Genomic DNA, 18,898 nt, shown 5'->3' on the forward strand with positions numbered 1-18,898 from the left:
GCATATAGCTGATGGATATTTTTCCATCCATCCCACATTTCATACGGGTCAGACTTCCTTCTTCTTATTCTTTCTCTGTTTTATAACTGCAAACTTCGCTGCATAGGCCGCGCCCAGTGCACATGGAAATACAAATGTTGCAAAACGGTATAGCAGTGCCATAGCTCCTGCTTTCGCACTTCCCACGATCGCACCAAACATTGCGATCATTACAAACTCACTGGAACCGATTCCTGCAGGCGTAGGAATAACTGCCGCCAGCATGACTGATACCGTTGTGATCGCCAGTGCCACATCCGGCGAAAATGCACCGCTCTTGTACAGTACAATATACGGAATCATAAACCAGCAGGAAAATTTACAAATGTTGATCAGCAGAACGCCAAGCAGCAGCTTCCAATGGCGCAGCAATTCCTTTGATTCCGTTTCCATGATATCACACTGTTCTTTGATTTTATCAAACTTTTCTGTAAATCGTCCTCTGTAATTCACCAGATTCATCAGCTTCTTTAAGATCTGATGGAACCATCCGGCACATACAAACAACAGTAAACATATCGTAATAATAACTGTAGCCACAAATCCAATTCCAATATATGCTTCATATTCCGCAAAGGTTTCATTCATATAATGGAAATGCAGCAGATACAGGATCACCGCCATGATTCCGATGCCTAATTTGTGCACTGCATATTCAATCATATACATACCAAATGCTTCTGATGTCTTCACTCCATACTCATTCAGGTAAACCAGAGCCGACACACCCGCTCCGCTTCCAAGCGTCGCCGTTCTGTAAAATGACACAAAATATGTCATTCCAAATGCCTGTCTGAATGTAAACGTCGGATTATACTGTCTGGCAAATAACATCGTGATCGTACTCTCAAACACACCATACAGCAATGTCGCCACAAGGATCAGCACGACGATCCAAGGGCTTGTCTTCACAAGCTGCTTTGCGATCGGTCCTGCCATATCCCGGAACACATATACGATCAGGCCAAGAAGCACCAGCACAAATGCCCACTTTATAATACTTTTCTGTGTTTCTGTTAATTTCTTCATACTCAACTTATTACTCCGTATTTTCTATCTATTGTTACCCAACTTCCATATATGCAGCATCCTCAAAAAAATCATTTTGCTCCGAAACGAATCTTACGACATCAGAAGATTTTAAATTTGGAGTATTTTTAATATAATCAACTAATAATTTTTGTCTTGTTGGTTTTTTCGCTGCATAATTTATCATTGCTGAAACAAAATCATAATAAGAATCATCAATAGCATTTAATAAAGCTGTTAATTCCTCCATATTCATCCTCCTTACATCTCAATACGCATATAAATATTGTATTCATTATAGCCATGGTTCTCAAAATAATACCAATATGGTCTGTTATCAATTCCATATGATGCATGAACTGCAAAAGGTTTATTTTTATATTTACTGTAATTCGTATTTATTTCACTATAAATCTTCGCATATTCAATATGGTTTAAAACAAAAGCATTGTAAATAAATTTCATATTTCCTCTTTTCTGCTTTATTCTAAACCGTTACTTTCCGCACAATTACACTATACCATATCCACACGCTCACCGACAACAACAAACACGCCCCACCACATTGCTGTATGGTGAAGCGTGTCTGTTTTGAGATAAATGATTATTTTGAAAGGATATTATATTCACATGTAAATCTTATTGGTTTTATCCAAAGAGCGGAGTTGAGTAATATCTGTCACCACTGTCCGGAAGGAGAACTACGATTGTCTTTCCTGCATTTTCAGGACGCTTTGCAAGTTCCTTTGCTGCTACGAAAGCTGCACCGGATGAGATACCAACGAGAATACCTTCTATACTTGCGATCTCTTTGCCGCCTTCAAATGCTGCATCATTGTCGATTGTGATGATCTCATCGTAGATTTTTGTATTTAATGTAGCCGGTACAAATCCTGCACCGATACCCTGAATCTTATGTGCTCCTGCAGTTCCCTTTGAAAGAACCGGTGATGTAGCCGGCTCTACTGCTACAACCTTAACATCCGGATTCTGCTGCTTCAGATATTCACCGACACCTGTTACCGTTCCGCCTGTACCAACACCTGCTACAAAGATATCAACCTTTCCATCTGTATCATTCCAGATCTCCGGGCCTGTTGTCTTTCTGTGTGCTTCCGGATTTGCAGGATTTACGAACTGACCTGCAACGAAGCTGTCAGGGATCTCCTTAGAGAGCTCCTCAGCTTTTGCGATCGCACCCTTCATACCCTTTGCACCTTCAGTCAGAACGATCTCTGCGCCGTATGCTTTGATGATATTTCTTCTTTCAACGCTCATGGTCTCCGGCATAACGATGATTGCCTTATACCCCTTTGCTGTAGCGATAGATGCAAGACCGATACCTGTATTTCCGGATGTAGGCTCAATGATCGTAGCGCCCGGCTTTAATGTGCCCTTTCTCTCAGCATCTTCGATCATCTCTTTTGCGATTCTGTCTTTTACGCTTCCTGCCGGATTAAAATACTCTAACTTTGCAAGGATCTTTGCATTTAAGCCTTCCTTTTTCTCAATGTGATTGAACTCTACTAATGGTGTATTTCCGATTAACTCTGTTGCGTCTTTATAAATTTTACTCATAACTTTAATCTCCTATTCTGATTCTATTATTCGTTTTGCAGGTGACCGATGATCTTCGATCACCCATATTTTTTTATTATTTTTATGTTCAATTATCTACTGTTTTTATTATTGATTATTCTGCGATTGCCTTAAATGCTTCATCCAGATCTTCGATAATATCGTCGATGTTCTCTGTTCCGATGGACAGACGAATTGTATTCGGCTTGATACCCTGATCTAATAACTCAGCCTCGTTGCACTCTGAATGAGTGGTTGATGCCGGATGGATAGCAAGGGATTTTACATCTGCAACATTTGCAAGGAGTGAGAATAACTCAAGCTGATCAATAAATGCCTGTGCTTCTTTTGCTCCGCCCTTAATCTCAAATGTGAAGATTGATCCACCGCCATTTGGGAAATATTTCTTATATAATGCCTGCTGTTCAGGATCCTCTGAGATGGATGGATGATTTACCTTCTCAACCAGTGGCTGATCTTTCAGATACTGTACAACCTTAAGTGCATTTTCAACATGACGTTCTACACGTAAGGATAATGTCTCAAGTCCCTGAAGGAAGATGAATGAATGTACCGGTGAGATAGTTGCTCCCATATCTCTTAACAGGATTGCTCTGATGTAAGTAACAAATGCAGCAGGTGCTGTATCCTTTGCAAAGCTTACTCCATGGTAAGATACGTTCGGCTCTGTTAACCATGGGTATTTGTCACTGGATGTCCAGTCGAAGTTACCACTGTCGATGATGACACCACCAATCGTTGTTCCGTGTCCGCCGATAAACTTGGTAGCTGAATGTACAACGATATCTGCGCCGTACTCGATCGGGCGAACGAGATATGGTGTTGCAAATGTATTATCTACGATCAATGGAATGTTATGTGCATGTGCGATATTTGCGATTCTCTCGATATCTACAACCTCTGAGTTAGGATTTCCGAGTGTCTCGATCTCGATACCGGTTGTATTGTCCTGAATAGCAGCTTCGATTGCATCATAGTCAAATGGATCAACGAATGTTGTCTCGATTCCAAAATCCGGAAGTGTATGTGCAAGAAGGTTATATGTTCCACCGTAGATGTTCTTTGCTGCTACGATGTGGTCACCCTTATGTGCAACTGCCTGAAGTGCATATGTCAGAGCTGCTGCTCCCGAACCAACTGCAAGTGCTGCTACGCCACCCTCTAATGCTGCGATTCTCTTTTCGAAAATGTCTTCTGTAGGATTTGTAAGTCTTCCGTAAATGTTACCTGCATCTCTGAGGCCAAATCTGTCTGCCGCATGCTGGCTGTTATGGAATACATATGATGATGTAAGATAGATCGGAACTGCTCTTGCATCTGTTACAGGATCCGGTGTTTCCTGTCCTACGTGTAACTGTAATGTTTCAAATTTTAAATTTCTTTCGCTGTATGATTTCTTTGCCATAATTTTTAATCTCCTGTTCTTTTCTCCCGGCTGATGTACGTATCCGTTTCTTCTATCATTGTGTACTGCCGTTTTATTATCTGTCATTTTATTCTGTATTCGTTATTTGCTCCCTATGCCGGAGCTTATCATTTCGTCATTCATGGATATTCTTATCCGGGCTTACTCTAGCGACAACCTCTGTAAATTCCGCCTGCTGATAACGTTTGTCTGGTAGTACACATTCGATTGTCTTCATTCAAATATTGTGGTTGATAATACTTGTTCAACATGCCTTTTACCTCGTTTCCGCTTATTCCTATCAACAAACTATGATTTATCTTATGCATGTATATTACACCTCTATTCCTACTTTGTCAATAGGATAATAGAAATATTTTTCAGAAAATAGAAAAAAATGCTAAACCACAGGTTTTATCCCGTGGCTCAGCATCCTTTATTTTAATTTATCGGTTTATATTTATTTGTTACATCTAACTGCTTTAGGCATTATTTAATTTTGATCTTAATAGTAGCTTTCTTACCGCTTCCATCTGTTGCAGTTGCTATGATCTTTACAGTCTTCCCTTTTCCTGCTTTCCTGGTAGTAACAACACCCTTGGAATTTACAGTTGCATACTTCTTGTTACTGCTCTTATATGTCAGCTTTTTGTTTACTTCCTTTCCAGGAGTGACAGTTGCTTTTATTGTTACCTTTTTACCGGCAGTTACTTTTGTTTTTGATGCTTTTAAGGTAATTTTCTTAACAGCTTTCTTCATGATCTTTATACGGTAGGTTGCTTTCTTTCCGCTTCCATCCTTTGCAATCGCTGTTATCGTTACCTTCTTGCCTATTCCTGCTTTCTTTACAGTTACAACGCCCTTGGAATTTACAGTTGCATATTTCTTATTGCTGCTCTTCCATTTTACTGTACGATTTGCTGCAGTCTTTGGAGTTACGGTTACTTTCAGCTTAATCTTCTTACCTGCTGCAATCTGCTTGGACATTCCTGTGATCTTGATCTTCTTCACCTTGATCTTTGTCCACTTTGCAGTTAATGTCAGATTGGCTTTAACCGGAGTATCAAACTTATATGCAGTTTTTCCTGTATACCAGCCTGCAAATTTATAACCTTTTCTTGTTGGATTTTTCGGCTTACTTACTGACTTACCTTCTTTTACCTTCTGCGCCTTAACTGCGCTTCCACCTGCTGCTTTAAATGTTACTGTATATGTCTTTATCTGTGGGGTAACCGGGTATTATTATCTTTATTGTTGTCTTTACCGTTGTCTTTCTCTTTCAGACCTGCAACAGCATCCTCAATAGATTTTGCCATTGCATCTACTATCTTCTGCTCATACTTGCTCTTTTTACGGTCAACAGCATTAATGGCAGCCTTTACATCTTCATAATTAGAATACAGTGTTCCATCTATCTTGTCCGCTTTTGCAATAGCCGCATCAACTGCTGTATAATCTGCCGGAATATTTCTGTCATCCCATGCAAATGTAGGATGATCGATTCCTGCTACCCATTCAATGCCTGCTCCCTGCTTTGCCTGAAGTCCGGAAAGCACATCCGCAGATGTGAAATCTGACACAGCGGTTCCATCCTGCTCTTTAAGAAGCGTTGCCTGATACCGGTCATCTGCCGGCCAGTAATTGTTTTCTGCCGTACCAAGACTAAGTCCACTATAGACAACCCAGCAGGTATTGCCACCTTCATCTGCAGCAAGGTCTGCAGAAGTTACCATACAATTAGTAACACTTGCATTGTCTGAATATCCAACCATTCCACCAACTGTTGCCTGTATAGAATTAACATTGATTTTTCCAGAAAACCAACAATCTTCGACTGTAAGGCTTCCGTCTAGCATTCCTCCTGCAATACCACCCAGACAGTCAAAATACGTCATTACATCTTCTTCTTTATAACAAGTTCCCTTATAATTTCCTGTAATAGTTGCAGTCGAATAACATCCTGTAAGAGTACTATTTCTCAAGGTACATCCTGCAATGCCTCCAACATAATGCTCCAGATATGCACCACCCGAAATAGAACCGGATGTCCAGCAATTTGTAATTTTGGAATTACAAAGCCAGTCTACTAATATACCTTTTCCATATGTAGATGCATCATTGAGATCAACTATAATATCAGCATTTTCAATACCAAGATTCTTGACCTCACCATCATAGACATTTCCAAATAAGCCCTGTCTATAACAATTTTCCTTATCATCCCCCACATTCGTTTTTGGCATCAGCGAATCACGGGAATACAAATTAGAAATTACATGTCCCTGTCCGTCAAATATACCACAAAAACTATATGCTGCCTGTCTTCCACCTTTACCTTTGCCAATGGATATCCATTCACGTTTATCCAGATCAAGATCATTATCCAAATAAACAGTCTTTCCCTCAAAGGTTATAGTACCTGTGTTAATAAGCTGCGCAAGTCCGGCAAGCTGTTCTGCCGTCGTTATATGGTACTCACTCTCTGTCTCATGACCCGTGTACCAGCTTGTATCTGCTGTACCATCCCATATGTCTGTTGTTTGTCCCTCTGCTGCCAGTGCTGTTATTGAACCAAATGCCATAACAAAGCACAACACTAACAGAAGACTTAGAAATTTTTTCTTAATGGATTGAATCCGGTCGAAGACCTTGACCGGTTGGATGTGAAACGTCAATATCGAGATGACGGCAGTATTCTATTGCCTGTATCCTGAACGATTTTCCTAATACCCCATTGAAAAACGTGCTCTTTGACAATAAATTGTCTGATTGCCATACCCTCGTTATATTGTCGTTTGGTCTGACTATATCCTATCCTATTTCTTATAGAAACAGTCAGTACCAATTCCCCATATACCACCTTTTACAAAATCAATATACCAAATTATTGATGAAAACTCAATTTTTATTTCTTACTTTTATATTCCTACTTTATCAATAGGAAAATAGAAATATTTCTGTAGCTTTTTCTTTTAAACTGGTGTATAATCAATTCATAGATAATTAGTATGAATTATGATAGTGTAATTTGGAGGTGTATTACATTGAAAATATCAACAAAAGGAAGATATGCATTACGGCTTATGATCTATATAGCAGCCAACTCTAATGGTAAGCCGGTCAGCATAAAGGATGTAGCAAAAAACGAGGATATCTCTGATAAATATCTGGAACAGATCATTTCTATATTAAATTCCGGCGGACTTGTCCGAAGCGTCCGCGGTCCACAGGGTGGCTACCTGTTACGAAAAGCACCGGAAGACATTACAGTCGGTGCAGTTCTTCGTCTGACAGAAGGAACGCTTGCCCCTGTTGCCTGTGTCGAAGAGGATGCGCCTGAATGTGAGCGTGAATCCATCTGCTCCACTTACAATCTGTGGAAGCAGCTCTACAGTGCGATCTGCAGCGTTGTTGACACAACCACCATCGCAGACCTCTGCAACAGCCGACCTGAAGCCGGCGACGAATACTGCATTTAGCCTTGATTTTCCAAGTGGCTGGATTGCTTATACTCTGACACATAAAAAACTAGCATAGATTTCTATTTAATGCATATGCCTTATCCGCTCATGCTCCTGTGCAAACTCGCCCTACGGGCTCAGACATGCACCCGCATTCGCTGGCAATATGCATTATATAACGAAATCTATGCTATTGTTTTGTTAGTGCCAGAGTATAACCAATTCAGCCGTTTTGTAATATCATAGGAAACTCAGCCGACTGCACTATCGATTTTTAAACGATGGGCTGTCGTGCGCTTAAAAGATATTCTTATCAATAAAAATACTTCCCCGAATGGGATTACTGTTGCCTATCATCTAAACCAATAAACGCGTGATCAGCCTTATCACTAGAATGAAACAAACTTAAAAAATCCCCCTTGGGGTACTAAACTGAATTGAGATTATCTGTTTGGAACAGTATAGCTGGTTGTCAGTCTTCATTGGTCTGGATCAGATCGATAATAGACAAAAACATTCGTATAGAATTCGTTATGACATGCATATTGCCAGCGAATGCGAGTGCATGTCTGAGCCCGTAAGGCGAGTTTGCACATAAGCATGAGCGAATCAGGCATATGCATGGAATAGAATGCTATACGAGTTTTTCTATTATTGATTCTGAGCCAGTCCAGTACAGACTGACAATCGACTAAAATACATTCAAACAGATAATCTCAACACAACGTTATCCCAAAGGGGGCATTCTACTTCAGTTTCATGTCAACCACAAGGTTGTTTCCGGAGGCGGTAATGCTTGCATAGCTGCCGGAGATCAATGGCAGCATCGGTGCGATATGTCCAAGATCGGCATCCATGATAACCGGCACATTGTGGTGGGCGATAATATCCAGTACCGCATGATACTGGTCAAGCCCCATCATCTCCTGTCCATGCACCAGCGGGCGTCCGATCAGGAATCCCTTCACATATCGGAACCATCCCGCATGCTCCATCTGCCACATAGCACGGCGGATCGCCATCACATTCAGATCACAGGCTTCTAAGAACCAGATGAAGCCATCCTCTTTATAGTGTTCCAGAAAATCTGTTGTTTTATCAAATTTCGTTCCAAGCAGATTCACCAGACAATCCATACATCCGCCGATCAGTCTGCCTGCCATGAATACTTCATCGACAGCAGTCGATCCATGCGTCGCATCTGTTTCATACAGGTGAAGTTCCTTCTGTTCAGTGATATTATACGGTGCAAGCGGATGTTCTTCATCCTTCAGGGATTCCTTCTCATATCCACGATATCCCTGCAGGCTTTTCTTCTCACCACAAAGCAGCGCAAATGTATCTTCTATCGATGCATGCCACGGCTCCATGCCAAACGCTGCCGCACATGGGCCATAAACAGAAGCTGTATCACAGATCGTTGTCAGCAGATAGGTTAGATTCGTATTATCCGAATATCCCACAAACCATTTCGGATCTGCTTTCTTTAAGCGTTCAAAATCAATATGATCAAGAGTCTCACACATCAGCTCTCCACCGCCGCAGGATATCAGAACATCATTTTTCTTTGATGTGTACATTTCATTAATCTCCTGACCGCATTTCTCCGGCGTGTTACTGATACCGATACCACAGCCTTCATAACAATTCGGACCAAGCTCCGTCTGATAGCCCTTAGCATGGAATGTATCAAGTGCATGACCAAATGCTGTCCGATATGGTTCTATATTACAACCAAAAGATGGCGCAACAAAACCAATCGTTCCACCTTTTTCTAAAAATTTCGGATATCTCATTTTTCTCCTCCTTTTATCCTCATAAACTGGAATTTAATAATTAGTTTTTTTCGCAATCAAAACTCCAACAGGAGCTAAACCGCCATCCACCAAATTCACTTTGACGACTGTAAAGCCATAATTCGTAATAAACTCACAAAAATTTTCCTTGTTCCATTCTTTGTATGCTTTAAATCCTGTAATAGACATCAATCGCTTTCGTAAACCACTTGATTTTTTCTCTGCCCATAAGAAGGTTGGTGCGTACAAAATACCATCTTTTTTTAATACTCTACGAATTTCCTGCATTGCTTTTTCAGGCTCTGGCATAATGTGCAGTGCATTTGAAATTACTACACAATCAAAATTTTCATTCTCATATGAAAGTGCCGTTGCATCGGCTACGCAAAAACTAAGTTTTTCTGTTGTACCTCTCTTTTTCGCTTGCTTAATCATATTTTCCGAAAAATCGGTTGCCGTCCAGCTATTAGTACAATCGGACAATGGGAAAGATAGCTGCCCTGTTCCACAAGCTAATTCTAATACATTCATATCAGATTTGAGATAATCTCTAATATATCCGCAGATTGCATTATAAAACTTCTTATCTGACTCCATCAAAGGTGCATATATTTTTGCAAGTCGTTGCCAATAACCCTTGTTTGCCTTGTCTTTCATATCAAAATCTCCATTTTATTCAATAATACAACTTCAAATTTGCTTATTTTAACCAAATCGGACCGACAATAAATATTCCCCAAAAGAGAACTGTAATAATGACTAAGGCTTCAGATACAGACCAGTAAATGATTTTATATTTTTTTACCGTAAGAGGATATATAAAATATATCAGTACAACTAATAGCTGTAAAATGATAAATAGTATTGTTTCCTCAACCGTTGCAGATATGAAAAAGTCAGCAGCGCCCTTTGCTACACCCTTACCTATAAGCCAGATATTGACTGCCAAAAAAGAAACGATTGAAAGAATTAGCTTTACACCAAATCTATTCATGTTATTCCCCTCCAAATTCCGATTTATCTACTCAACCCTCTGAAAACTCTGTATTTTCAAGGCTTTTCGCCTGTGTAATTCTCAAACCTTATGTATTTTCCCTTGTTTTTGCCCTTATGAGCGAAAACAAGGGAAACTTTTTGTTATTCGCCGCCGACTACCTTATCCAGCAGCCTTGCGGAAGTACGCTTCGCTTCCCTTGTAGCGTGAGCGTAGATATTCATTGTGGTACTGACATCAGCGTGTCCGAGAAGCTCCTGCACATCCTTTGGGGCAGCCCCATTTGAGAGCAGATTGCTTGTGAATGTGTGACGAAGCTGGTGGAAATGGAAGTCCTCCAACCCATCGACCTTTTTCCTTGCCGCCCTGCACATAATCCCTACCGTACTCGGCGATTCAAACGCCCCGTCCGGTCTGAGGCAGACAAAGGATATTTCCTTGTATCCCTCCGGGACTTCTTCCGTTCTCGGCAGACTGTAAACCTCGTAATAAGTACGGTCTTTTTCTTTGACCTCACTGTAATAGTTGAGGCTGTACAACTCTCCGTATCGGAAGCGGTTTTTATGCTGTTCGGCTTTGGCTGTTCTAAGAATTTCTGCCAGTGTGTCGCAGAAGTCCACAGTACGGATTTTCTTTCGCTTGGTCGCTCCGATTTCCGTCTTGTGCCTTGCCCCGTTGTAGCGCATACTGCGGCGTACTGTAAGGTACTGACCTTCAAGGTTAATATCCTGCCAGGTCAAGCCGCAAACCTCGCCGATTCGAAGCCCCGTGTAGTAGGCAATCTGAATGGGCAGCAACGCCGGATTGTCTTTCTTTTTCAGAAAGTCCTCCAGCTTCAGATACTGCTCATGGCTGATTGTGGGGGCGGAAGTCACATTCCCGTCCTCGTCTGAGAACAGTTCGTATTCTTCCTTTTTGCCCCTCCACACTACATACTGCATCGGGTTAAAGGAAATCAGCCTTTTCGGGAACACCGCAAAACGGAACGCCCCTTGCAGGACTGCCGAGAACAATCGCAGATACCCCTTGCTGAGAGCCTTTGCCTGTGTGCCATCGGGATTTGTGCCACCGAAACTGAGGAAGTCGATATATGCCTGTAAATGGTCAGCAGTTACAGTTTTCAGCTTGCGTTCCCCAATCGGGTACTGCTTGATACGGTTTACCGTACCCTGATATGCCATTACTGTACCATTGCTCAGATTGCCGGGCTTCAGTTCTTCTTCCACCCATTGATCCAGCAACGTTCCCACCGTAACATTTTCGGACTTGGCTACGAATTTCTTTTCCTCGTAGTCTTCCATTGCCTTTCGCATAAGGGCTTCTGTTTCAGCCTTGCTTTCAGTGCCGGGAAACTCCTTCTGCACACGGTTTCCGCTTTCATCTTCGATATAGAAGCGGTAGTACCACTTTTTGCCTTTCTTTCTTACAGAACCTTTTGCCATAGATAAAATTTCTCCTTTCTATCCGTGGCAATCGGAACTGTGACATATGGTGTGCGTAAAGTAAATAGTGTCACTTCTGCCGATTGGTTTCAATCGGCTTTTTTAATTGTCAAGGTGCCACGGAATTGTTCTTTTCGGATAGCCTTTTTTCAGCTTCCGTCACTATCTCGAAGAGATCGCCCATCTTTACAGCGGTACGACCTTCATCGTAGATATGTAAAATCCCGTCAAGAAATCGTTTCATATCTTCGATAGGTAATTCCATTTCGTTGCGATAGACCTTTTCGGTAATCGCTCCCGACTCGATAGCGTATCGCATAAGCGATTGCTTCAAGCCTTCATCGTTTGCCACACGGTCAACCTCTGTCATAGCATCGGAAAAGTAGTGGCAAAGCACAGAGTACAAATCAATTATCTTCCCGAGAAATGTAGTGAGCATCTGTTGGTGCGGCTCACCCTTTACGGTAGAGGACACCGTATCAAGATATTTCTTGATGTGCTGCTCAATGTCCTTTTGGCAGAGTGTATAGCTGTCATATTCCTTATCATCAGAAAGACCTGTCAGCCATTCGGGAGTGGTAAGAAGTGCTTCGGCAAGACCGTTGATAATCATTGTTCGCTTCGGATCAACGCCGTCAGCTTCATACCTTTGAATGGTAGACTTGTTCACGCCGATACGCTTGCCAAGTTCCGGCATAGAAAGTTTGAGTTCTATTCTACGCTCTTTAATGCGTTCCCCGACTTGTTTTGGGGTAAACATTGTTTCTTCTTCCAAGGTATTCACCTCCTGTTTGAGTACAGTATAGCACAAACAAGCTCAATTTGCAACCCCTATTTCCGAAAAATATTAAAAATAATCCTTAAAAGGTTGCAAAACAGGTTGACAAGTGATGGCAAAATAAGTATAATGATAATACCAAAGTTGCATTTTGAGTATTTAAGAAAGGAGAACAGCACTATGAACGCAATCAAAATGGGAATGACAATCGAAGAAGCGGCAGAAACCAGCGGCATCGGCAGAAACACAATGCGAAAGTTGGTGGACTGGGGCAAGCTGCCTGTTCTGAAGGTCGGACGTAAAACCATTATCCGCAGGGATACCTTAGAGCGTTTTATGACCGTCAATCAGGGCAGAAACCTACTGTGTCAGGATGATGTCCGTAAGGTAGAGTAAACCGTTCTCAAAGCCCTCGGCGTTTGAGAGCGAAATACACCCCTCGCACAAATCTACGATTTGTTCAAGTGATATTTCGCCCTTGCAGGGAGCCTGTATCACAGCTTGTCGGCATATACCGCCGCTATGATACAGAGAAAATTGCTGCCGCAATTTTCATTGGCTGTCTCGTCAGCACCCGCCGCCAAAACAGCCGCAACCGACAAGTCGGTTGCAAAATGAAAACGCACCTTTACAACACAGAACGGAGATGATTTATGACACGCCACAGCTTTATTCAGATGTCAAAGCTGTATAATGTCAAGGGAAGAATATCGTATATTACAAGCCATGCAAGACAGGAAAACCTCTATGCCACTTACCGCACCGCAGACAATTCCTTTTGGCGAAACCTTGCAAAAGAATGTCAGCAGGAATTTAAGCGAAGCAACTCGCCGGGGAAGTGTATCGAAGCAAGGGAATTGATAATTGCCCTGCCCGAAGTTTACACCACCTATGAGCCGCAACAGGTACTTGAAGATTTCACAGAGGAATTTCGCAGACGGTACAATGTGGAATGTGTATCGGCACTCCACCACAACAAGAGAAAGACCAATTACCACATCCACCTTATATTCAGTGAAAGGCGGCTACTTGCCGAGCCGGATATAAAGATCGCCACCCGAAGCGTATTCTATGATGAAACGGGCAAGCGGGTACGCACCAAGAAAGAGATCACCGATGAAAGCGGCAAAGTCCGTGAGGGCTGTACCGTTATCCCCAAAGGCGGCATATACGAACAGCACCTTTTCACCGTAAAGGATGACCGCTTCAAAAGCGACCCTTTTCTTCGGGAAGTAAAGGAAATCTATACCGCCCTTATCAATCGGCATATCTCAGACCCCGAACAGCACCTAAAGGTGTTCAATCCCGACAGTATCTATCTGCCAACCAAGAAGATTGGCAAGAACAATCCCAAAGCCGCAGAAATTGAAGCAGACAATGCCGCAAGGCAGGAATGGAACAGAACGGCGGATATGGCACTCATATCAGGGATTGAAGAAGCCAAGATACTGGAAATCAAGAAAGATGAGATCCACCAAAAAGCAAGTCAATCCATTAAAGCGAATGGATGGCTGCCAAATCTGTTCCGCAGTATTGTGGGCAAGGCAAAGGAATTTTTGCAGAACCTGATAAGGCAGACGGCACTACCGCCCAAACCGGTACTCAATATGGATATGGCAGAGTTCCGCACAATGCAGAAGCTGATGATACGGGTGCAGGACAGGGCAAGAGAAATCCGCAGCTTGCAGGATGAAGTACCCAAGTTAAAGGCACAGCTTGCCGAAACAAAGGGTATATTCAAGGGCAAGGAGCGAAAGGCGTTGGAAACGCAGATACAGCAGAGGGAAGAAAAAATCTCCGCTATGCTTGAAACAATACCCGATATTCTGAAAGATGACGGTTATCCCGACGTGCAAGCATTTATGGCAACCTACTGCAAGGCAGAAGTCATAGTTAATAACTACAACCGAGAGCTTGCAGAATGGGAACGCAAGGTCAAAGAAAAAAGCAGACCCGCCGAAAAAGAACGGTATGCACCGCCAGAAAAGCAAAGTGTCCGTGACCAGCTAAGACGGTTGCAGGCAGAGGGCAGACAGACCAAACCCAAGCATCGATCCCACGACAGAGAAAGATAGCTTTAACACCGAAAACAACACCGCAGGGCAGTTTCCCTGCCTTGCGGGATTACATATTACGGGCGGCAAAGAGAAAGCCGCCCCTTTCAATTTGTATGAAAATCTTAGCGAACCTATTGACAATTATAGTCTCTATGCGTATAATATAATTAACAATTTGGTTAAATGTTAAGGGAGGGTGTCAAATGGGACTGCAACAGACATTAAAAGCTCTTGCTGACCCAATTCGCCGTGAAATACTAAATATGCTGAAAAAGGGGCGAATGTCTGCGGGAGAGATTACCAACCATTTCTCTGTAACAGCACCTTCGATTTCAAGACATCTATCGGTGTTGAAGGATGCTGACTTAATCAGAGATACAAGAGAAGGAAAGTTCATTTTCTATGAAATCAACACCTCTGTTTTGGAGGAAACTATGCTATGGATTGCAGATTTGAAAGGGGATAATGATAATGCTTAAAAAGAACAAGATTAAGGTTATAATATCGTCAATTATTATTTTACTTCCGGCTTTATTCGGGATCATTATGTGGAATGATTTGCCTGACATTATTACAACCCATTGGGGAGCTGACGGCAATGCGGACGGATTAAGCGGAAAGGTCTTTGCTGTCTTTGGTACACCTATCATACTTTTGATTTTCCATTTTGTTTGTTTGCTTTTTACTTCATTGGATAAAAAACAAAAAGATCAAAATCAAAAAGCATTGGGAATGGTTTTTTGGATTCTTCCGATTATATCCCTTTTCGCAAACGGAATAATGTATCGTGCAGCTTTTGGCAAAGAATTTGATTTAGCATTTTTTATGCCGGCTATGCTCGGAGTAATGTTCATCTTTATAGGCAATTACTTACCCAAAGTTAAACAAAACAGAACGCTGGGTATCAAGATTTCTTGGGCGTTGAATAACGAGGAGAATTGGAATAAAACGCATAGATTTGGCGGTAAGGTCTGGGTAGTTGGAGGACTTATTTTATTGCTCTCCATTTTTCTTCCTCTAAAAGTGATGGTATGGGTTGTAGTATGTGTGATTGCTGCTTTGGCGATTATTCCTATAGTTTACTCTTATTTCATTTACAAACAGCATCAAAAGGAAGGAATTGTATATGCTGAAGCGCCCAAAAGCGGTGCGGAAAAAATTGCGCTTAGAATAACCGCAGTTATAGTACCCATCATTTTATTAGGTGTTGCTCTTTTAATGTTTACTGGTAACATCGAGGTAAAGTGCGAAGATACAGCATTAACGATCAATGCAACCTATTGGACAGACCTGGAGATCGATTATTCCGAAATTGAGACCATTGAATACCGTAAGAATTTAGATGTAGGAGTGCGAACAAGCGGTTTTGGTTCTCCCAAACTATCTATGGGCATTTTCCAAAATGATGAATTTGGATCATACACCTTATATTCCTATACAGGTGCTAAAGAGCATATTATCTTGACTTCCGGCGAGAAAACTCTTGTCATTGGAATGAGCGATCCAAAAGAAACACAGGCAATTTATGATGCGATGTTAGAGAAAGTAGACAAGTAACGAAAATGGGATGAAAAGCCATATTTCAAGCTATTTTCTGACCGCAAAAACAGAGGGGTAAGGTGTTTGTACCTTACCCCTCGATTTTGTGTATTTTGGCGTTACAGTCTCATTTTGCGAACTTTATCATAACCTCGTCAACGGCATCCGTATATCTGCCTTGTGCTATCAGTCTGTTGCGGAAAGCAAGCAAAGCATTGAAGATATACCGCCGCTCCTCTGCTGTGAGGTAAAGGTAATACTTCCGTTTTCTCATACGAAGATCACCTCGGCATTGACAGTTTCCGTAACCGCAGACCGCAGATTGCTCATTCTGCCAACCCATTCCATTTGGTTGTCTGCTTTCAGTTTTTCGGTAATGCCCTCACGCTCTGCCCGTTGTTTCATAAGATGGTCAAACAGTTCCTGTGCCTGTTCTTCAACATCGGCAAGGTGGGATTGCAGTTTGCCGCTTGTCAACAGCTTGATGTAGAACACTTTTCTATGCTCACGGATATACCGCAAATGCCGCTGTCCCCATACTCCGATATGCCTTTCTTCTTTTTCGGCAGGTAATACCAAACAGGGGATGTAATAATCTCCCTGTAATTCATACCATAAGCCGTTGCTGTTATCGTAAATGTACTTGTCCATTATAAAATCCTCCAGTATAATATATTCGCACATATGTCACAGTTTCCTGATTACCACATTTTGTTATATTGTGTTACGAGTTTTTTCTTCCCTTGATTTTTCCCTTATGAGGTCACGAGGGAAGCATAAACAATAGTGAAATCGTATAAAGGGATAAGGCGAGCACACAGCGAAAAATCCTTTATTTCCAAGGCTTTTGGAGGATTTTATTGATAACCTATAACCTCTGTTAAGAGGTCATAATTTATAGAAATTCAAATTCCGATTTATCAACGTGTAACATAATTAAATCATATTAGAAATGGGATAAACTATGTACTTTTCTTCAAAATAATATAGTTATTTTTCCGTATGATACTTATATCCCCTCAATTTCTTTTTTACTCCAATTAATATAAGATAGTCACGATAACAATCACGACAATCCATCCTACCTTTTCCATTTTATGTGAACAAAACAATCTCCACACCATCGGTCTTCTAATGCTCATTTTATCATATACTGTTCAAGCATAGTCGGTGCGATATCCATGGCTACAAAAAACTCTTCTGGCAACGTGCAAAGCTCTTGGCTTATAAAATCTTCCGCATCAATATACTTATGATCATTTTCCGGATCATAACATTTCTCATGATTTGCAAAAATAACTATTCCCTCAAAACTCTTCTCAATCTCATAAACAGCATCTCCCGGTACATCATAATTTAGGATAGTGACATGTAATCTATCCTTTGCATCAAGACTGTCGGCAATATAAAATTCATCACAAAATGGCAACTTATTCTCGACAGCAAAATCAATTGTATGCTGGAGATATTCCCTTAAAATCTCTCTGTCCAGCTTATACTTAAAGCCCGAAAAAAAATTTTTCATTTTATTAAATAAACCCATATATCAAATCTGTCCCTTCATATAATTTGCTCATAATACTGGTTATACACTTAAATAATCTTTATATTCTTTATCTAAAAGTTTCTTAAATTCTTTATAATCATCCCATTTAAATGTAAAGCCACATCTTCTTCACTCAAATCTGTACCTTTTTTATTATATTGTATGCAATATCCCAATTCCATCCTTTGAATATTTCCGTTTCAAAACTCTTCGTCTTCATCGATTTCTTCATCTGGTTGAATCTCACAAACAAATTCAATATTTCTTTTACCGAATACATCTGTCAGATAAGTAATCTCTTCTTCATTCATTGTAAAAAATGACCATTCATTCTCGCTGACAGTTATTTTCTCCTGTTCTGTTGTCGTTACCTCCAAAGTGATAACGTTCATGCTTCCCTTCACTGTTTCAAACAGTCTTGTCAATCGTACCTTTGCCAGATCCAGTGCAGTCAGCTTTCCACCATATACAGATACAAGAAAGTTCTTTGTCAAATATATCCTAAAATCATTAAACCAGAGAGCTTCCGGCTGATTACATTCTTCGTCAATCTGCTCTGCCAATGGATGTCTGTATTTTTTAATCGCACGCACCTGGGTTAATACCATCGAAATTCCAATCAATATTAAGATGCCTCCGATATCCAGATTCACAAAATATCCTTCCTTGAGTATTTTTCCATAGGTAAGCTTCGTCATACATATATAAATAAATTTGTAATTGATATACTCACTTATTATTTTTTTTACGTTCTCGTCAGTCACAACTTTCGTCATGCCTTCCACTCTTGCCGTACCATTCTCTTCAACTCTCTGCTTCAAATCTGCAAACTGTTCCGATTGCATCCCTACAATATAGCTTTCCTCTGCCGTTGTTACAAGGTAATATCCTTCATATTTATTTTCTGCCAGTTTCTCCGGTACCTGGATAATATCAATATATGCTGTCTGATTCGCAGGATTGGCTTCTTCCTGTAATACCTGTTCAAATGGTCGAACACAATCCATCTTTCTCTTTGTCTGAATCAATCCAAATGCCACCAAAAATATTCCTATCAATAAGAGAATCATTCCGATCGTCCGCCACATTTGATTGAATTTGTATTCTTCTTTTATATGCTTATTCGTATATTTCATGTCATGTATTCTCCTACACTTGATTTTTCTCTCACACATAAATGCTCTAACGCTGTTTTATTATAAAATTGTCTGAT

General features: G+C 41.0%; 22 protein-coding genes. 5 read left to right on the forward strand and 17 right to left on the reverse strand.

Translation table 11 applies throughout. From position 1 onward, the window contains the following. Positions 1-48: 48 nt before the first annotated feature. The 7 genes from DWY07_RS03685 to DWY07_RS03720 all read right to left on the reverse strand — a co-directional run bounded on the left by DWY07_RS03685 (position 49) and on the right by DWY07_RS03720 (position 6,654). Complete coding sequence (locus tag DWY07_RS03685) at positions 49-1,068, reverse strand: lysylphosphatidylglycerol synthase transmembrane domain-containing protein (RefSeq protein WP_117822217.1); 1,020 nt, start codon at positions 1,066-1,068, stop codon at positions 49-51. A gap of 34 nt (positions 1,069-1,102) precedes the next feature. Beyond that, on the reverse strand, positions 1,103-1,318 hold the full coding sequence (locus DWY07_RS03690; protein ID WP_117785534.1) for a hypothetical protein: 216 nt from the start codon (positions 1,316-1,318) through the stop codon (positions 1,103-1,105). An 11-nt stretch (positions 1,319-1,329) separates the two neighbouring features. Continuing rightward, the gene (locus tag DWY07_RS03695; protein ID WP_117822218.1) at positions 1,330-1,533 is read right to left on the reverse strand and encodes a hypothetical protein; all 204 of its coding nucleotides are present in this window, start codon (positions 1,531-1,533) and stop codon (positions 1,330-1,332) included. Between the two features lie 183 nt (positions 1,534-1,716). Beyond that, entirely contained in the window at positions 1,717-2,646 is a 930-nt protein-coding gene (gene cysK / locus DWY07_RS03700; protein ID WP_117822219.1) for a cysteine synthase A, read from the reverse strand. A gap of 115 nt (positions 2,647-2,761) precedes the next feature. Continuing rightward, the gene (locus tag DWY07_RS03705) at positions 2,762-4,072 is read right to left on the reverse strand and encodes an O-acetylhomoserine aminocarboxypropyltransferase/cysteine synthase family protein (protein WP_117822220.1); all 1,311 of its coding nucleotides are present in this window, start codon (positions 4,070-4,072) and stop codon (positions 2,762-2,764) included. Between the two features lie 489 nt (positions 4,073-4,561). Next, positions 4,562-5,083: an Ig-like domain-containing protein gene (locus DWY07_RS03710; protein ID WP_117822221.1), complete on the reverse strand. Its 522-nt coding sequence runs from the start codon at positions 5,081-5,083 to the stop codon at positions 4,562-4,564. A 206-nt stretch (positions 5,084-5,289) separates the two neighbouring features. After that, on the reverse strand, positions 5,290-6,654 hold the full coding sequence (locus DWY07_RS03720; RefSeq protein WP_117822222.1) for a GLUG motif-containing protein: 1,365 nt from the start codon (positions 6,652-6,654) through the stop codon (positions 5,290-5,292). Between the two features lie 462 nt (positions 6,655-7,116). Between DWY07_RS03720 and DWY07_RS03725 the strand changes: the two genes are divergently transcribed. Continuing rightward, positions 7,117-7,551: an Rrf2 family transcriptional regulator gene (locus tag DWY07_RS03725; protein ID WP_021944774.1), complete on the forward strand. Its 435-nt coding sequence runs from the start codon at positions 7,117-7,119 to the stop codon at positions 7,549-7,551. A 728-nt stretch (positions 7,552-8,279) separates the two neighbouring features. Here the strand turns inward: DWY07_RS03725 and DWY07_RS03730 are convergent. From DWY07_RS03730 to DWY07_RS03750, 5 genes are all read right to left on the reverse strand, one after another. Continuing rightward, positions 8,280-9,329 (reverse strand): S66 peptidase family protein, encoded by a 1,050-nt coding sequence (locus DWY07_RS03730; protein ID WP_117822223.1) that lies wholly within the window; start codon positions 9,327-9,329, stop codon positions 8,280-8,282. Positions 9,330-9,362: 33 nt separating this feature from the next. Continuing rightward, on the reverse strand, positions 9,363-9,986 hold the full coding sequence (locus DWY07_RS03735; RefSeq protein WP_117551380.1) for a class I SAM-dependent methyltransferase: 624 nt from the start codon (positions 9,984-9,986) through the stop codon (positions 9,363-9,365). A 43-nt stretch (positions 9,987-10,029) separates the two neighbouring features. Then, positions 10,030-10,323 carry a hypothetical protein gene (locus DWY07_RS03740; protein WP_004853536.1) on the reverse strand — a complete coding sequence of 98 codons (294 nt, stop codon included), beginning with the start codon at positions 10,321-10,323 and terminating at the stop codon, positions 10,030-10,032. Between the two features lie 143 nt (positions 10,324-10,466). Continuing rightward, positions 10,467-11,765, reverse strand: a complete 1,299-nt coding sequence (locus DWY07_RS03745) for a tyrosine-type recombinase/integrase (protein WP_117822224.1) — start codon at positions 11,763-11,765, stop codon at positions 10,467-10,469. A gap of 109 nt (positions 11,766-11,874) precedes the next feature. After that, positions 11,875-12,540 carry a helix-turn-helix transcriptional regulator gene (locus tag DWY07_RS03750; RefSeq protein ID WP_117822225.1) on the reverse strand — a complete coding sequence of 222 codons (666 nt, stop codon included), beginning with the start codon at positions 12,538-12,540 and terminating at the stop codon, positions 11,875-11,877. A gap of 183 nt (positions 12,541-12,723) precedes the next feature. Here DWY07_RS03750 and DWY07_RS03755 point away from each other — a divergent pair, with 183 nt between their 5' ends. Beyond that, positions 12,724-12,939, forward strand: coding sequence for a helix-turn-helix domain-containing protein (locus DWY07_RS03755; RefSeq protein ID WP_117822226.1), 216 nt, complete (start codon positions 12,724-12,726; stop codon positions 12,937-12,939). A 98-nt stretch (positions 12,940-13,037) separates the two neighbouring features. Here the strand turns inward: DWY07_RS03755 and DWY07_RS13160 are convergent, their stop codons facing one another. Beyond that, positions 13,038-13,208: a hypothetical protein gene (locus DWY07_RS13160; protein WP_178264973.1), complete on the reverse strand. Its 171-nt coding sequence runs from the start codon at positions 13,206-13,208 to the stop codon at positions 13,038-13,040. On the opposite strand from DWY07_RS13160, the gene DWY07_RS03760 reads away from it, so the two are divergent. The 3 genes from DWY07_RS03760 to DWY07_RS03770 all read left to right on the forward strand — a co-directional run bounded on the left by DWY07_RS03760 (position 13,197) and on the right by DWY07_RS03770 (position 16,157). Further along, positions 13,197-14,618, forward strand: coding sequence for a MobA/MobL family protein (locus DWY07_RS03760; RefSeq protein ID WP_117822227.1), 1,422 nt, complete (start codon positions 13,197-13,199; stop codon positions 14,616-14,618). The genes DWY07_RS13160 and DWY07_RS03760 overlap by 12 nt on opposite strands. 185 nt (positions 14,619-14,803) lie before the next feature. Further along, positions 14,804-15,079, forward strand: a complete 276-nt coding sequence (locus DWY07_RS03765) for an autorepressor SdpR family transcription factor (protein WP_117822228.1) — start codon at positions 14,804-14,806, stop codon at positions 15,077-15,079. Next, positions 15,072-16,157, forward strand: coding sequence for an SdpI family protein (locus DWY07_RS03770; protein ID WP_181983873.1), 1,086 nt, complete (start codon positions 15,072-15,074; stop codon positions 16,155-16,157). Before DWY07_RS03765 ends, DWY07_RS03770 begins: the two co-directional genes overlap by 8 nt. Before the next feature lie 109 nt (positions 16,158-16,266). On the opposite strand, the gene DWY07_RS13165 is transcribed toward DWY07_RS03770, so the two are convergent. The 4 genes from DWY07_RS13165 to DWY07_RS03785 form a co-directional block, all read right to left on the reverse strand. Beyond that, entirely contained in the window at positions 16,267-16,413 is a 147-nt protein-coding gene (locus tag DWY07_RS13165; RefSeq protein ID WP_173826188.1) for a hypothetical protein, read from the reverse strand. Next, positions 16,410-16,790 carry a TnpV protein gene (locus tag DWY07_RS03775; protein WP_117822230.1) on the reverse strand — a complete coding sequence of 127 codons (381 nt, stop codon included), beginning with the start codon at positions 16,788-16,790 and terminating at the stop codon, positions 16,410-16,412. Before DWY07_RS03775 ends, DWY07_RS13165 begins: the two co-directional genes overlap by 4 nt. A 487-nt stretch (positions 16,791-17,277) precedes the next feature. Further along, the gene (locus tag DWY07_RS03780) at positions 17,278-17,682 is read right to left on the reverse strand and encodes a hypothetical protein (protein ID WP_015534085.1); all 405 of its coding nucleotides are present in this window, start codon (positions 17,680-17,682) and stop codon (positions 17,278-17,280) included. Between the two features lie 203 nt (positions 17,683-17,885). Further along, a complete protein-coding gene (locus DWY07_RS03785; RefSeq protein WP_117822231.1) occupies positions 17,886-18,821 on the reverse strand; it encodes a hypothetical protein in 936 nt (311 codons plus the stop codon). Positions 18,822-18,898 lie beyond the last annotated feature (77 nt).

The organism is Clostridium sp. AF23-6LB (genome assembly GCF_003461085.1).
GTDB lineage: Bacteria > Bacillota > Clostridia > Lachnospirales > Lachnospiraceae > Coprococcus > Coprococcus ammoniilyticus.

Bases quoted from the DNA above. Each gene is read 5' to 3' on its own strand.
- cysK (WP_117822219.1), bottom strand. From the start codon at position 2,646: ATGAGTAAAATTTATAAAGACGCAACAGAGTTAATCGGAAATACACCA.
- DWY07_RS03685 (WP_117822217.1), bottom strand. From the start codon at position 1,068: ATGAAGAAATTAACAGAAACACAGAAAAGTATTATAAAGTGGGCATTT.
- DWY07_RS13165 (WP_173826188.1), bottom strand. From the start codon at position 16,413: ATGAGAAAACGGAAGTATTACCTTTACCTCACAGCAGAGGAGCGGCGG.
- DWY07_RS03745 (WP_117822224.1), bottom strand. From the start codon at position 11,765: ATGGCAAAAGGTTCTGTAAGAAAGAAAGGCAAAAAGTGGTACTACCGC.
- DWY07_RS03740 (WP_004853536.1), bottom strand. From the start codon at position 10,323: ATGAATAGATTTGGTGTAAAGCTAATTCTTTCAATCGTTTCTTTTTTG.
- DWY07_RS03690 (WP_117785534.1), bottom strand. From the start codon at position 1,318: ATGGAGGAATTAACAGCTTTATTAAATGCTATTGATGATTCTTATTAT.
- DWY07_RS03780 (WP_015534085.1), bottom strand. From the start codon at position 17,682: ATGGGTTTATTTAATAAAATGAAAAATTTTTTTTCGGGCTTTAAGTAT.
- DWY07_RS03785 (WP_117822231.1), bottom strand. From the start codon at position 18,821: ATGAAATATACGAATAAGCATATAAAAGAAGAATACAAATTCAATCAA.
- DWY07_RS03735 (WP_117551380.1), bottom strand. From the start codon at position 9,986: ATGAAAGACAAGGCAAACAAGGGTTATTGGCAACGACTTGCAAAAATA.
- DWY07_RS03765 (WP_117822228.1), top strand. From the start codon at position 14,804: ATGGGACTGCAACAGACATTAAAAGCTCTTGCTGACCCAATTCGCCGT.
- DWY07_RS03730 (WP_117822223.1), bottom strand. From the start codon at position 9,329: ATGAGATATCCGAAATTTTTAGAAAAAGGTGGAACGATTGGTTTTGTT.
- DWY07_RS03770 (WP_181983873.1), top strand. From the start codon at position 15,072: ATGCTTAAAAAGAACAAGATTAAGGTTATAATATCGTCAATTATTATT.
- DWY07_RS03705 (WP_117822220.1), bottom strand. From the start codon at position 4,072: ATGGCAAAGAAATCATACAGCGAAAGAAATTTAAAATTTGAAACATTA.
- DWY07_RS03775 (WP_117822230.1), bottom strand. From the start codon at position 16,790: ATGGACAAGTACATTTACGATAACAGCAACGGCTTATGGTATGAATTA.
- DWY07_RS03755 (WP_117822226.1), top strand. From the start codon at position 12,724: ATGAACGCAATCAAAATGGGAATGACAATCGAAGAAGCGGCAGAAACC.
- DWY07_RS03695 (WP_117822218.1), bottom strand. From the start codon at position 1,533: ATGAAATTTATTTACAATGCTTTTGTTTTAAACCATATTGAATATGCG.
- DWY07_RS03720 (WP_117822222.1), bottom strand. From the start codon at position 6,654: ATGGCATTTGGTTCAATAACAGCACTGGCAGCAGAGGGACAAACAACA.
- DWY07_RS03760 (WP_117822227.1), top strand. From the start codon at position 13,197: ATGACACGCCACAGCTTTATTCAGATGTCAAAGCTGTATAATGTCAAG.